General features: G+C 45.2%; 11 protein-coding genes. 7 read left to right on the forward strand and 4 right to left on the reverse strand.

Translation table 11 applies throughout. The annotated features are described in order from the left end of the window. The first annotated feature begins 12 nt into the window (after window positions 1–12). Genes cobT through SIO70_RS22200 form a run of 4 tightly spaced genes read left to right on the forward strand, consistent with a single transcriptional unit; the run spans window position 13 to window position 2,897 of the window. Window positions 13–1,053 carry a nicotinate-nucleotide--dimethylbenzimidazole phosphoribosyltransferase gene (cobT, locus tag SIO70_RS22185; RefSeq protein WP_320574418.1) on the forward strand — a complete coding sequence of 347 codons (1,041 nt, stop codon included), beginning with the start codon at window positions 13–15 and terminating at the stop codon, window positions 1,051–1,053. Between the two features lies 1 nt (window position 1,054). Beyond that, window positions 1,055–1,825, forward strand: coding sequence for an adenosylcobinamide-GDP ribazoletransferase (locus SIO70_RS22190; protein WP_320574420.1), 771 nt, complete (start codon window positions 1,055–1,057; stop codon window positions 1,823–1,825). Continuing rightward, window positions 1,807–2,322, forward strand: a complete 516-nt coding sequence (locus tag SIO70_RS22195) for a histidine phosphatase family protein (protein ID WP_320574421.1) — start codon at window positions 1,807–1,809, stop codon at window positions 2,320–2,322. The genes SIO70_RS22190 and SIO70_RS22195 overlap by 19 nt, the downstream gene beginning before the upstream one ends. Beyond that, window positions 2,319–2,897 (forward strand): cob(I)yrinic acid a,c-diamide adenosyltransferase, encoded by a 579-nt coding sequence (locus SIO70_RS22200; RefSeq protein WP_083726373.1) that lies wholly within the window; start codon window positions 2,319–2,321, stop codon window positions 2,895–2,897. Before SIO70_RS22195 ends, SIO70_RS22200 begins: the two co-directional genes overlap by 4 nt. A 94-nt stretch (window positions 2,898–2,991) precedes the next feature. On the opposite strand, the gene cobN is transcribed toward SIO70_RS22200, so the two are convergent. Both cobN and cobW read right to left on the reverse strand, forming a co-directional pair. Beyond that, complete coding sequence (gene cobN, locus SIO70_RS22205; protein WP_320574425.1) at window positions 2,992–6,735, reverse strand: cobaltochelatase subunit CobN; 3,744 nt, start codon at window positions 6,733–6,735, stop codon at window positions 2,992–2,994. Window position 6,736: 1 nt separating this feature from the next. Next, the gene (gene cobW, locus SIO70_RS22210; protein WP_320574427.1) at window positions 6,737–7,774 is read right to left on the reverse strand and encodes a cobalamin biosynthesis protein CobW; all 1,038 of its coding nucleotides are present in this window, start codon (window positions 7,772–7,774) and stop codon (window positions 6,737–6,739) included. A 77-nt stretch (window positions 7,775–7,851) separates the two neighbouring features. Here cobW and SIO70_RS22215 point away from each other — a divergent pair, with 77 nt between their 5' ends. Both SIO70_RS22215 and SIO70_RS22220 read left to right on the forward strand, forming a co-directional pair. Further along, window positions 7,852–8,841, forward strand: a complete 990-nt coding sequence (locus SIO70_RS22215) for a phosphotransferase (protein WP_320574429.1) — start codon at window positions 7,852–7,854, stop codon at window positions 8,839–8,841. 85 nt (window positions 8,842–8,926) lie between these two features. Beyond that, the gene (locus SIO70_RS22220) at window positions 8,927–10,480 is read left to right on the forward strand and encodes a M81 family metallopeptidase (RefSeq protein WP_320574430.1); all 1,554 of its coding nucleotides are present in this window, start codon (window positions 8,927–8,929) and stop codon (window positions 10,478–10,480) included. Window positions 10,481–10,556: 76 nt separating this feature from the next. On the opposite strand, the gene SIO70_RS22225 is transcribed toward SIO70_RS22220, so the two are convergent. Together SIO70_RS22225 and SIO70_RS22230 are read right to left on the reverse strand one after the other, a co-directional pair. After that, entirely contained in the window at window positions 10,557–11,111 is a 555-nt protein-coding gene (locus tag SIO70_RS22225) for an NAD(P)H-dependent oxidoreductase (RefSeq protein ID WP_320574432.1), read from the reverse strand. 99 nt (window positions 11,112–11,210) lie between these two features. After that, on the reverse strand, window positions 11,211–11,690 hold the full coding sequence (locus SIO70_RS22230) for a hypothetical protein (protein ID WP_320574434.1): 480 nt from the start codon (window positions 11,688–11,690) through the stop codon (window positions 11,211–11,213). A 163-nt stretch (window positions 11,691–11,853) separates the two neighbouring features. Here SIO70_RS22230 and SIO70_RS22235 point away from each other — a divergent pair, with 163 nt between their 5' ends. Next, entirely contained in the window at window positions 11,854–12,615 is a 762-nt protein-coding gene (locus SIO70_RS22235; protein WP_320574436.1) for an SDR family oxidoreductase, read from the forward strand. Window positions 12,616–12,627 lie beyond the last annotated feature (12 nt).

Raw genomic sequence — 12,627 nt, forward strand, 5'->3', positions numbered from 1 at the left:
AATTAAACAGACATGACCGAATTTAACATCACACCACCTGACAGCCACCTTGACGCTGCCCTCACCGAAAAAATCAATTTAAAAACCAAACCACCAGGCTCCTTAGGCAAACTTGAAAAACTCGCCTTACAGATCGGGAAAATTCAAAACACCCTTTCGCCAACATTAACAAAACCTACCATCGTTGTATTCGCAGGTGACCATGGCATTGCTAAAGAAGGCGTAAGCCCTTTCCCCCAGGAAGTGACCTGGCAGATGGTATACAACTTCCTCCAGGGTGGCGCAGGTATCAATGTTTTTGCCCGCCAGCACCAGATCACCATCAAAGTTGTCGATGCCGGTGTGAATTATACCTTTCCTCCCCATCCGGATCTGATTGACTTAAAAGTAGCTCCAGGTACTCAAAGCTATCTCCATGCACCTGCCATGAGTGTAGAAGAATGTAACACCGCCATCAGTCGTGCAGCATCACTGGTAAGCCAATTACATGCAGACGGTTGTAATGTGATCGGATTTGGTGAAATGGGTATCGGCAATACTTCGGCTGCTGCATTGCTGATGAGTCTTTTATGTAACCTGCCACTGGAACAATGCATAGGCAGAGGTACGGGCCTGGATGATAAAGGATTGGAAAAGAAGAAAACAATCCTGGGCGAAGCCCTGCGTACACAAACGCCTGCTATCAAATCTCCGCTGGAAATACTAAGGACCTTTGGCGGCTTTGAAGTAGCCATGATCTGCGGTGCCATGCTGAAAGCCGCTGAATTGAAAATGGTTGTTCTGGTAGATGGCTTTATTACTACAGCTGCCTTGCTGGTTGCAGCTGCATTACATCCTGCAATACTGGATTACTGTGTATTTGCACATCAATCAAACGAGCAGGGACATCAGCAATTATTAAATTATTTACATGCAGATCCGTTATTGCAACTGGGTATGCGTTTAGGAGAAGGCACCGGTGCAGCTGTAGCATATCCGCTGGTACAGTCAGCCGTAGCATTCCTGAATGAAATGGCCAGCTTTGCATCTGCGGGTGTAACTAATAAAGACTAACATGATCAAAAGGGAAATCCTGTACTTCAGGGCCGCTTTGATGTTTTTCACCCGTTTGCCGGCGGGACATCACACCATTGTCGGATTACAAAGTGCCGCCAGGTATTTGCCACTGATAGGTATTCTGGTAGGTGCTACTGGTGCCACGGTATATTATCTGGGGCATTTGCTATTCAAAGACCCGTATGTAGCATCTGTACTCTCGATTGTAGCCACACTGCTGATGACAGGTGGCTTTCATGAAGACGGACTGGCAGACGTGGCAGATGGCTTTGGTGGTGGTTGGACAAAGGAAAAGATCCTGGAGATTATGAAGGATCCCCGCACTGGAGCTTATGGTGTGATGGCGCTGGTATGTAGTATTGGATTAAAAATATTCGTACTCGCGAAACTAGGAACGTTGCTGCCCGATCAGTTCTTTTTGATCTATGTATGCGGGCATACAATCAGCAGGGTTCCACCACTGTTTATGATGCGTTTTTTGGAGTATGCCCGCCTGGATGGAACCAGTAAGGTGGGTGCCGTGATCACCCCGGTCGGTATCGGCGCTTTGGTATTTGCGACGGTTACCGGATTCGTACCACTGACTATACTTGGTGTGGAAGCTGCATGGATCAGTGTAATTCCTTGTGCTACGATGACATTGTATTTAGGATGGTATTTCCAGAAGTGGATAGATGGGTATACAGGAGATTGTTTGGGGGCTACACAACAATTGAATGAGCTTATTTTTTACCTGTGTTTACTGGCGATATGGAATTATACTTTGTAAGACATGTACAACCGGCGATTGAAGCTGGAATTTGTTATGGGCAACTGGATGTACCTTTGCCGGCAGGATATGAAACCCTGCATAGTGAGATCATCGCTGGCCTGGGTCGTTTCGACAAAGTATATACCAGTCCTTTACAAAGATGTCAGTTATTGGCTCAAACCCTTTCAGCAAACTTTGTCCCGGATGAACGACTGAAGGAATTGAATTTTGGCGAATGGGAAGGAATGAAATGGAATGACATTGATCGTCAATTGATGGATCACTGGGGAGCTAATTACATCACTTCGGGCCCTCCGGGAGGTGAATCATTACAACAACTGGTAGCAAGACTAGATGCTTTTTTAAGAACAATTCCCTTCGCGGATCGCATCGTTATTGTAACCCATGCAGGCGTAATCCGTGCAGCACGACATCTGCTGGAAGCCCGGCCACTCAACGAAATCATGTCAGAAAAAATTAATTACGGAGGAATTTATACATTCAACTTATTATGAAGATCTATACTAAAAAAGGAGACCGGGGTACGACCGCCTTATTCGGCGGAAGCCGTGTAGATAAAGACGATGTAAGAGTAGAAAGCTACGGTACACTGGATGAAGTAAATTCTACCATCGGCCTGTTGCGAGCTAAACTTGGACCAGAACACGAATGGCAACCACGCTTACATAAGATCCAGAAAGACATGATGAACATGATGTCGCATCTGGCCCGTCCTTCTGACTGTAAAAAGGAAAACCCGAATCCAAAGCCGGAAGACGGTGCAGCCTTTTGTGAAGAATGGATTGATGAACTGGAAGCTGCCATGACATCAAAGTCTGATTACTTCTTATTACCAGGTGGCAATGAGATTTCTGCTTTGTGCCATGTGGTAAGAACACAATTGAGAAGAGGCGAAAGACGACTGGTATCGCTGATGAAAGTAGATACCATTGAAGATTATATACCCGCGTATGTAAACAGACTATCTGATCTGTTCTTCATTCTCGCAAGAGCAGAGATGGACAAGACAGGAGTAGCGGAAGAAAAATGGCAGCTGTTTCTTTACAAAAGAAAGAAACAGCCGGAATGATTGTTCCCTTCATCCTGCAAAAGCAAAGACGTACAAGCCGTAATGATTTACGCCCTGACAGCACAATTTCAAAGCTGGTCAGGGCAGTAATGACCTACTCCATATCCACAAACATACTTTGCAGCTTCTCCAGCGTCTCCGGTTTTGGCGCCTGCCACATTCCCCGCTGAATAGCTTCCAACATACGTTCTGTCATATCCTTCAATGCCCACGGATTTGCCTGTTCGATGAACTGACGATTCTCTTCATTGAACAGGTACTCCTGGGTAATCCCTTCATACATAAAATCATCTACCATATTAGTCGTTGCATCATAAGCAAATAGATAATCCATTGTTGCCGCCATCTCAAATGCCCCCTTATAACCATGTCGCTTCACACCAGCAATCCACTTCGGATTCACCACCCTTGAACGATATACTTTCAGCAACTCTTCTTTTAAACTCTTTATCCGCGGCGTCTCCGGACGTGCATGGTCGCCAAAATAAATAGACGGCTGCTCTCCTTTGATAGTTTCCACCGCATTTGCTAAACCACCCTGGAATTGGTAATAATCATCCGAATCGAGAATATCATGTTCCCGGTTATCCTGGTTATGCATTACGATTTGCAGATCAGATAAACGCTTTTCAAATACCTCATGCGCAGATTCACCTGTGCGGTCCGCACCATAAGCATACCCACTCCAATTGATATATACTTTAGCAAGATCTTCCCTCGTCTGCCAGTTCTTTTCATCTATCACTGCCTGTAACCCTGCGCCATAAGCACCTGGCTTGGAACCAAAAACCCTGAATAGAGATCTTTTATGTGCCCTGGTTTCATCCAATCCTTTATTGAGCCATTCCTGCTTTTCTGCGAGGTAGCGCTTGCGGATAGGATTCTGTTCCAACGGTTCATCCAGTAAAGCCACTTTTTCTACCACCGCATTCAGCAAAGAAATTACATCCGGAAATGCATCCCTGAAAAACCCTGAAATACGTAGCATAACATCGATGCGTGGCCTTCTCAATTGAATAAGCGGAATGATCTCAAAATCAGACACCCGCCTGTTAGCCGCCTGCCATACGGGTTGTACTCCCATAAGGGCCAGTGCCTGTGCGATGTCATCTCCACCTGTACGCATAGTACTGGTACCCCATACTGACAACCCTATAGATTCAGGATAATCCCCCTGCTCCTGCATGTAACGATTGATGATAAGGTTCGCGCTTTTGACCCCCAGGCTGTAAGCGGCCTGTGTGGGTATAGCGCGCACATCTACAGAATAGAAGTTTCTCCCTGTAGGCAAAACATCCATACGACCACGTGTAGGTGCACCGGAGCTACCACTGGGAACATAGCCAGCGTCTAAACCGTGTAAAAGGTGAGTGATTTCCTCCTTAGTGCGTTGAATCTTTGGTAAAGTATGCGTAAAGATATTTTCACAATATGCTTTGGTCGCCGGTAGATGGAAGTCTTCGCCTTGTAGGATATGATGACCACTCAGCATACGCTCACCTTTCAAAAGCCCCTCTCCATGCAACATCTCCATTCCCTTCAGCATCTCTTTCACAATCTCCTCCAACACAGCCACCGCATCCCCCCTGTTCCTACATCCCCTAAATAACACATGCGCACTTTCAAAAGCCACCTCATAATCCCCCCCTAAAGGATCAAATCCTAACCCCATCTCCTCTGCCGGCACCTGCGTAATCCCCTTCTGCCCCGCCACTGGCACCCTATGCAATGCTATCAGCAAATCAATCAACTGCTCATCCTCCGGCGCCTTTCCCAGAATATGCAACCCATCACGGATCTGCGCCTCTTTCAACTCACACAAATACCCATCCAGCTTCAACAACAACGTATCCATATCAGCAACGGCTGCCTGCAGATCTGTTTCCAGATCCGCCTCTTTCACCAACTGTGTGATCTGCGCACGAATCACCGCTGTACGCTTCGGATCCACACTAAACGCCTCGTAATATTCATCAATCAAATGTTCCAGCTTAGTCAACGTACCATAATTCTCAGCTCTCGTCATAGGCGGAATCAGGTGATCAATTATAATAGCATGTGTCCTGCGCTTCGCCTGCGTTCCTTCCCCCGGATCATTCACTATGAACGGATAGAAATGCGGGACAGGACTTAACAACACAGCAGGGAAACAACTCTCCTTACTCAATGCCACACTCTTCCCCGGCAACCATTCCAGGTTTCCATGCTTGCCACAATGAATCAAAGCATCTGCTTTGAACACCTCATTCACCCAACAGTAATAAGCAAGATATCTATAAGTAGGCGGTAAATCCGGCGAGTGGTAAATAGCCTTCTCATCCTGGTTATAACCACGTGCAGGCTGAATACTCACGAAGATATTCCCCAACAAACACCCGGGAATTATAAAATCCTCTTCCTGTGAAGGCCCCCATTGCTCAAGGATCTTCTCTTTAAGCAATGGTGCTAACTGCTCAAAATATTCCTGGAACCGATCCTTCTCGATACTAATCTGGTAAGGACGATACAACGTAGTATCCGTATCATTCGTCACATAATGCGTGATGAGTGTGATTAACTCCCCGCTGGTAGCTGGAATATAATCTCCTGTATCATACCCTGCTGTTTTCAATGCCTGCAGAATTTCCACAATACTCGCAGGTGTATCTAATCCTACCCCATTTGCCAAACGGCTATCCTTATTGGGATAGTTCGGCATGATAAGAGCAATATGTTTATCTTTTTGCTTTTTCTTCCCAAGCTGTATCCAGTTATTTGCAAAAGCCACCACAAAATCACAACCCTCTTCATGCGTACTATATTGCAGAATATCTGAATCTGTCAGCGCATCCTTGCCCACAGAAGATTTAAAAGAAATCGCCGTCGTAATAATACGACCATCTATCTCCGGCAATGCAATATTCATCGCCACATCTACTGGTGTCAGACCAAATAGGTTCTGCTCCCATACCTCTTTGGTACAGGCAGCAAAGATGCCCTGTATAACAGGTACATCAAGATTATCAAATAAGAAACTTTCATCCTTATCCATAGACTTGATTGAAAAGCTGGTCGTGTTGATCAACACTTTTACCTTTCCTTTCAATAAAGATTCAAGTTCCTGCAAACTATGCTGATCACGAAGATTACTCACAAAAGCAATTACAGGTTTCAGTCCTTTCACCTCCAGCGCCTTTATCAAATAATTCACCGGCGCCAGGTTATCAGCCAGGTAATGCGTTTGGTAAACAAGGATGGCTACATCTGCTATATAATCCTCCGGCGGTATCATTCCCTTCTCAGGATGAAATAAAAACAGGTCCGCAATTTTCTGAGGGGGAGCGAATTGTAAATCTGTATCAAAGCAATGATGAAATATATAAGCCAACCCATTCTTCAGGTTATGCTTTCCCCCGGCACAACAGTATTTCCATAGGGTATCAGCAATCTTCACATCCACCGTGGAATTATTCAGCAATTCTACATCCGGCGCGTCATATCCCGGCAGGAAGAGTACGGGAATATTTTGCTGTTCACAGGCAATGCTGATAGCTTCGAACAAATACGGGTAGTAATTCCTGCCACCTAACAGGCGACAGATCACCAGCTTTGAATGGCTGATCACTTCCTCTACATATTTATCGATGGTCAGTTCCTGCTTCAGGTATACCAGGTTGGCAATTCGCAGGGTCGGGAGCTGTGGGTGGGTTTGGTGTAACTCCCTGTAAGCATTGTTCAGTGAATGGATCTCCGTATCGGCAGCAGAGAGGAATACGACGTCTCCTATAGATTGCTGTATGTGGAAGACCCCATCCCCGTTGGGATTCCACCCACCGGGGATTGTTGGGATCAGGTGCATATTAGTTTAACTTTTCGTGTAACAGTGCGGACAGGTCTTTTTCCACCAGTTCATCGCCGATGAATACCAGACTGGTTTTGCGGGCTTCGCCATCCTTCCATTTACGATCAAAATAATGATCAAAACGATGAGATACACCCTGCAATACCATGCGCATAGGCTTATTTGGAATATCAATAAAGCCTTTGATACGGTAGATCTCATGCTCTGCCACCATTTCTTTCAGGGCAGCTACCAGTGATTCCGGGGTATGCGGTGCCGTTACAGTTACCACGATAGAGTCGATATCGTCATCGTGATGGTGATCCAGGCCATTGGCATGATCTTCCTCGTGATGAGAGTGACGGCTTTCCAGGTCGTTTTCTGCAGCAGCCTGCACGCCTAACAGTACGTCGGCAGACAGGTCGCCATTGTTGGCAGTCACCATCTTCACATTCGGACGAAGTTTGTTGCTGATGATACCTGTTACTTCTTCAAACTGTAATCCTTCCAGCAGATCCTTCTTAGTTAACACGACGAGGTCAGCGCAGGAGAGCTGGTCTTCGAAAAGTTCTTCGATCGGTGTTTCATGATCCAGGGAGTCATCGGCCTCACGCTGCGCCTGTACGCGTTCACGGTCACAGATTTCGCCGGTCGCCTGACCTACCAGGTCTACCACAGTGACAACTGCATCTACAGTGATCTGTGATTTCAGGTCAGGCCAGTTAAATGCATGCAGCAGCGGTTTGGGCAGTGCAAGACCAGAAGTTTCGATGATGATATGATCGATCGTATCTTTTCTATCCATCAATTGCAGCATCACTGGCAAAAACTCTTCCTGCACGGTACAACACAGGCAACCGTTGTTCAGTTCAAGTACGTCTTCTTCATTTGAGCAGCAGGATTTGATCAGGTCTCCGTCAATGCCCATTTCACCAAATTCATTGACAATTACTGCAAGTCGACGGCCATTGGCGTTCTGAATCAGGTTGCGGATCAATGTAGTTTTTCCGGAGCCTAAGAACCCCGTAATGATGGTTACCGGTATTTTGGAAGTCATGTTATTGTTTTGTGTAGGGCGCTAAAATACGTGATTTTTATATACTTTTACAGGCCCCGTTTAAACCCATTCATACCATGACACATTTTCCAGTAGTTAGTTCCATTTTGTCGGCCCAATATCTGGTCCCTTTATTTCAGGTAAAATATAATTTGAGTCGTGATACGACCTGCAGATTGCTGAAAGCAGGCGTGAATCACAGTTATCTCGTAACGGATGGTGACAATAAGTACATCTTTAGGATATATTGCATCAACTGGCGTACGAAGAAGGATATTGCAGAAGAGATCCGTTTGTTAAATCTATTGCGCGCACATGCAATGCCGGTAACCTATCCTATTGCCGATTTTGACAACGACTATGTACAGCTATTGCATGCACCGGAAGGCTTGCGGTATGGCGTGCTGTTTTCCTATGCCCATGGAGAAAAAATTTTACAGTACCCAACAGCGCTCCATTACAAAATGGGTGCGACCATTGCACGCCTTCACCAGGTAACTGAAAATTTCAAACTGGATAGAGTGGACTATACCCCCGCTGTCATGGTAGTGGATTCTTTCGAAAGACTGAAAGGTTATCTCCCATTGGAGACAGAAGAAATGCAATGGATGCAGCAGGCGCAGGACTACTTATTAAAGCTATACGCCACCATCGATCACTCAAGGGTGAGAAATGGTGCTGTGCACATGGACCTGTGGTTTGACAACATGAATATTGCTAACGATGAATTTACCATTTTCGACTTTGACTTTTGTGGGAATGGCATGCTCTGTTATGATCTGGCCTATTACATCCTGCAGGTACATAGTACAGAAAGAGAAAATACGGAGGTGTGTAAAGAAAAGGTAGCTGCTTTCCTGGAAGGTTATTCTTCCATAACCACCATCTCAGAAGAGGAAAAGGCATTGATTCCGGCCTTTGGTATAAGTATGTATTTCTTCTACCTGGGCATTCAGTGCCAGCGGTATGAGGACTGGTCCAATACTTTCCTGAATGAGGTATACCTGAAGCGGTTTATAAAATTATTAATAAAAAGATATGCCGACTTATATGAGCTGGCTATCTAACATGACCTACCATTCACACAATTTTTTAATAAAGCTTTCACTTTTTGATTATTTTTCAAGGAATCTATGCTAAAAAGTGAATTTTATGAAACGCGTGTTTTTTCTAATGGCAAGTTATTGCCTCTTGGGTGGCGCCATGGCGCAGCAAAAGCTGCCCCGTATAGCCATCGCAGGTCTCGCTATCGAGTCCAGCACTTTCTCTCCTGCCACGTCAGACGAAGCGGCTTTCAAGGCGCAGTATGGCAATGAAGTATTTAGGACGTATCCGTTTATGTCTGCAGATTCGCCCCTGCGAAAGGCAGCTATATGGTTCCCGACTATTACGGGCCATGCTTTGCCGGGTGGTGCGGTGACCAAAGAGGCGTATGAGTCGCTGGTTAGAAAAACACTGGATTCATTGAAGAAACACCTCCCTTACGATGGATTGTATTTCGATATTCATGGAGCGATGAGTGTAGTGGGCATGGAAGATCCGGAAGGCGATTTTATAGTACGCATCCGCAAAGTTGTGGGCACAAAAACGCTGATCAGTACATCTATGGACCTGCATGGAAACGTAAGCTGGAGACTGGCGGAAAACACAGACCTCATTACCTGTTATCGCATGGCGCCTCACGAAGATGCACTGGATACAAAGGAAAGAGCAATACGTAATCTCGTAGAACGTCTGAAAAGCGGTAAAGGGAAACCCGCCTACAAAGCCTGGATTCCAGTGCCAATCTTATTGCCGGGCGAAAAAACATCTACCCGTATAGAACCCGGTAAAAGCCTGTATGCGCAGGTAGATCCGGCTTCCAGGCAACCTGGTGTTATTGATGCTGCGATCTGGATCGGGTATGCATGGGCAGATGAACCACGTAATCACGCTGTAGTAATGGTAACAGGTGATGACAAGGAAAATGTGACTATTGCTGCTGAAAAACTGGCCAAAAGCTTTTGGGATGTGCGCAAACAATTTGAATTTGTAGCACCGACCGCCACCTTGCAGCAAGCGCTGGATGCGGCAGTGAAAAGTGACAAACATCCTTTCTATATCAGTGATTCTGGTGATAATCCAACTGCTGGTGGAGCGGGCGATGTAACCTGGACATTGACGCAGATACTGGCACGACCTGAGTTTAAATCAGAGAATGGGCCTACATTGATTTATGCTAGTATTCCAGGCCCCGATTTTGTAAAGAAAGCCATAGAACTGGGTGTGGGCAAGCATATAGAAGCAGAAGCGGGTGCTAAGGTGGATGCACGTTTTGCAGGGCCGGTGAAACTGTCTGGTACTATTGAGTCAATTGAATATGGTGATAAAGATGCTGCGGTAGAAGTCGTGGTGAAGGTAGGAAGTGTACACGTCATCGTGACACAGAAACGGAAACCTTATCACAAAGAGAAAGATTTTACAAGGTTAGGATTGAATCCCCGTAAAGCAGATATTGTGGTGGTGAAGATTGGCTATCTGGAACCTGAATTGTATAATATGCGGGCAGATTGGTTGCTGGCACTTACACCGGGTGGTGTGGATCAGAATTTGGAGCGGTTAGGATATAAACATATAGCGCATCCGATGTTTCCGGTTGATAAAGATATGAAGGATCCTGATCTGAAAGTAAGATGGGTATCTGCGGCAGATAAGTTGAAGAAATAGTTTTTATAAAAGAATGGGCGTCCCGAAGTTTCGGTACGCCCATTCTTTATTCGGGTACCAGTTGGACAGAATATTCTTAAGCATTTTTATTAAACCAATCAATATACGCTTTCACCGCCGTTGCAATAAACTCTTTAGTATCCCCTTCTTTCAGATTCCCCTTATCATCAAACAGCTCATTAGATTTCTGAATATATACCTCGGGCTGCTGCATTACAGGAATATTCAGGAAAACAAGACTTTGCCTTAAATGATGATTTGCCCCAAACCCACCGATATTACCAGGAGAATTACTAAACACAGCACCGGGCTTGCCATTCCATACACTTTTCCCATAAGGCCTGGACCCCACATCCAGCGCATTTTTCAAAGCCGCAGGTATAGACCTGTTATGCTCAGGTGTCACAAAAATAACCCCATCCACAGATTGTATCGCATTTCTGAAAGCCACATAGGAAGCCGGCACACTTTGATGATCATCAAAGTCCTGGTTGTAAATAGGCAGCTCATCAATGGCGATAATTTTAAACTCAAACCCCGCCGGAGCCATGGAAAGTAATCCATTGGCAATCTTCTTTGAAAACGATTCTTTGCGCAGGCTCCCAGCGATAATGCCTATAATCTTGCTCATAATACTTGGTTTTTACCATATATCACGGCAATGATAATGCCATAGCAACATTTACAAATGTTGGGGAATGTGACAGGAGCTTTTTTTATTGCTATTCTATTATGAGGATAAACCTTTCAACCTTTCTTTTTGCGGCCCTCTCTTCAGTGAGTATATTTTTAACGATGCTTCCACTGCTAAAGTGTAATCAATCAGCACCTGTATTTTTGCAAGTAATTTTAGTTGCTCCGGGCTATCCACTACTAATCGGATTTCATGATCTGCATCTCCCTTTTCAGCATTAGGATCCTCCATTGCCAACTGCTCCAACACCAGGTCCCTATTAATCTCCGCCTCCTCCAAAAGTATATCCACCATATAATCCACTGCTCTATAATCCACCTCTTTCTCCCTTAGAAAAACCTCTAACTCCTCCGCACTTAAACCATCAAAAAACGCCTTGCTCCCAAACTTCGTCCCACTAAACGCGGCTTTGATCTCCTCCAATGCCTTTGCAGGCTGATCCTTTCTACGAGCTATAATCGCCCTCATGGCTCTTCCCAGCTCCTCTATCATTTCTAAAATATAATCTATTGGCATATTATCAGCAAATTTAACGTTTCTAAAAGGTTATAAATAAAGCCCTCCCCCACAATGGCATAATTCTGGAAGTTAGTAAGACAAACACAAAAATACTTACCAGTCACAGCCGCTTTTTTGAAAACTAAATTACTTTATTGAAAAAACCTAAAACAACTGAGTTATGGAAACAATCACCCAAAATTCCCGATATAAATATATTCGTGAAATGCCTTGTGGAGATTACGAAACAGAAGGCGAAGCGGAACCAACCATCTCCCCATTCATTCTATACGACACGGCAAAAGACGGATGCCACCGTCTTGTAGGCAAAGTCGCACTGATAGAGGGCGGAGACACTGGTCTTGGCCGTGCCATTGCCGTACAGTTTGCCAAAGAAGGCGCGGAAGTTGCTATCCTTTTCAATGATGATGGCAGCCAGGCCAGGGAAACAGCTGACATGATCAGGGAATATGGCAAACAAGCACTTTTACTTTCCTGTAATGTAACACGGGAAGATGGTTGCAAACAAGCTGTCGATAAAACGATCAGCAGGTTTGGAAAGATCGATATCCTTGTAAACAATGCAGCACAGGAAAATCTTGTTCCGCAATATCATCTCGTCAATCATGCCATCCCACACCTGGCAATAGGGAGCAGTATTATCAATACTTCCACCCAGGAAGCCATTATAAACTTTACAAGGGCCTTGTCTTCCCAATTAATTAAAAAAGGGATCAGGGTGAATGGAGTGGCGCCAGGCGCAATATGGGATTCATCTGTCTATGACATAGCTGACCCTGACTATGGGAAAGATGCCCTTTTCGGACATGCCGCTCACCCTGCAGACATTGCACCTTGCTATATTTTTCTGGCTTCCGAAGATGCGGCATTTATTTCCGGAGAAATATTGCATCCCAACGGCGGAACTGTTATTACCAGTTAAGAAGGCACGATA

This window comes from Chitinophaga sancti (genome assembly GCF_034087045.1).
Classification (GTDB): domain Bacteria; phylum Bacteroidota; class Bacteroidia; order Chitinophagales; family Chitinophagaceae; genus Chitinophaga; species Chitinophaga sancti_B.

Coding starts and splice junctions, on each gene's coding strand:
- SIO70_RS22200 (WP_083726373.1), top strand. CDS start 2,319: ATGAAGATCTATACTAAAAAAGGAGACCGGGGTACGACCGCCTTATTC.
- cobT (WP_320574418.1), top strand. CDS start 13: ATGACCGAATTTAACATCACACCACCTGACAGCCACCTTGACGCTGCC.
- SIO70_RS22230 (WP_320574434.1), bottom strand. CDS start 11,690: ATGCCAATAGATTATATTTTAGAAATGATAGAGGAGCTGGGAAGAGCC.
- SIO70_RS22215 (WP_320574429.1), top strand. CDS start 7,852: ATGACACATTTTCCAGTAGTTAGTTCCATTTTGTCGGCCCAATATCTG.
- SIO70_RS22220 (WP_320574430.1), top strand. CDS start 8,927: ATGAAACGCGTGTTTTTTCTAATGGCAAGTTATTGCCTCTTGGGTGGC.
- cobW (WP_320574427.1), bottom strand. CDS start 7,774: ATGACTTCCAAAATACCGGTAACCATCATTACGGGGTTCTTAGGCTCC.
- SIO70_RS22235 (WP_320574436.1), top strand. CDS start 11,854: ATGGAAACAATCACCCAAAATTCCCGATATAAATATATTCGTGAAATG.
- SIO70_RS22190 (WP_320574420.1), top strand. CDS start 1,055: ATGATCAAAAGGGAAATCCTGTACTTCAGGGCCGCTTTGATGTTTTTC.
- SIO70_RS22195 (WP_320574421.1), top strand. CDS start 1,807: ATGGAATTATACTTTGTAAGACATGTACAACCGGCGATTGAAGCTGGA.
- cobN (WP_320574425.1), bottom strand. CDS start 6,735: ATGCACCTGATCCCAACAATCCCCGGTGGGTGGAATCCCAACGGGGAT.
- SIO70_RS22225 (WP_320574432.1), bottom strand. CDS start 11,111: ATGAGCAAGATTATAGGCATTATCGCTGGGAGCCTGCGCAAAGAATCG.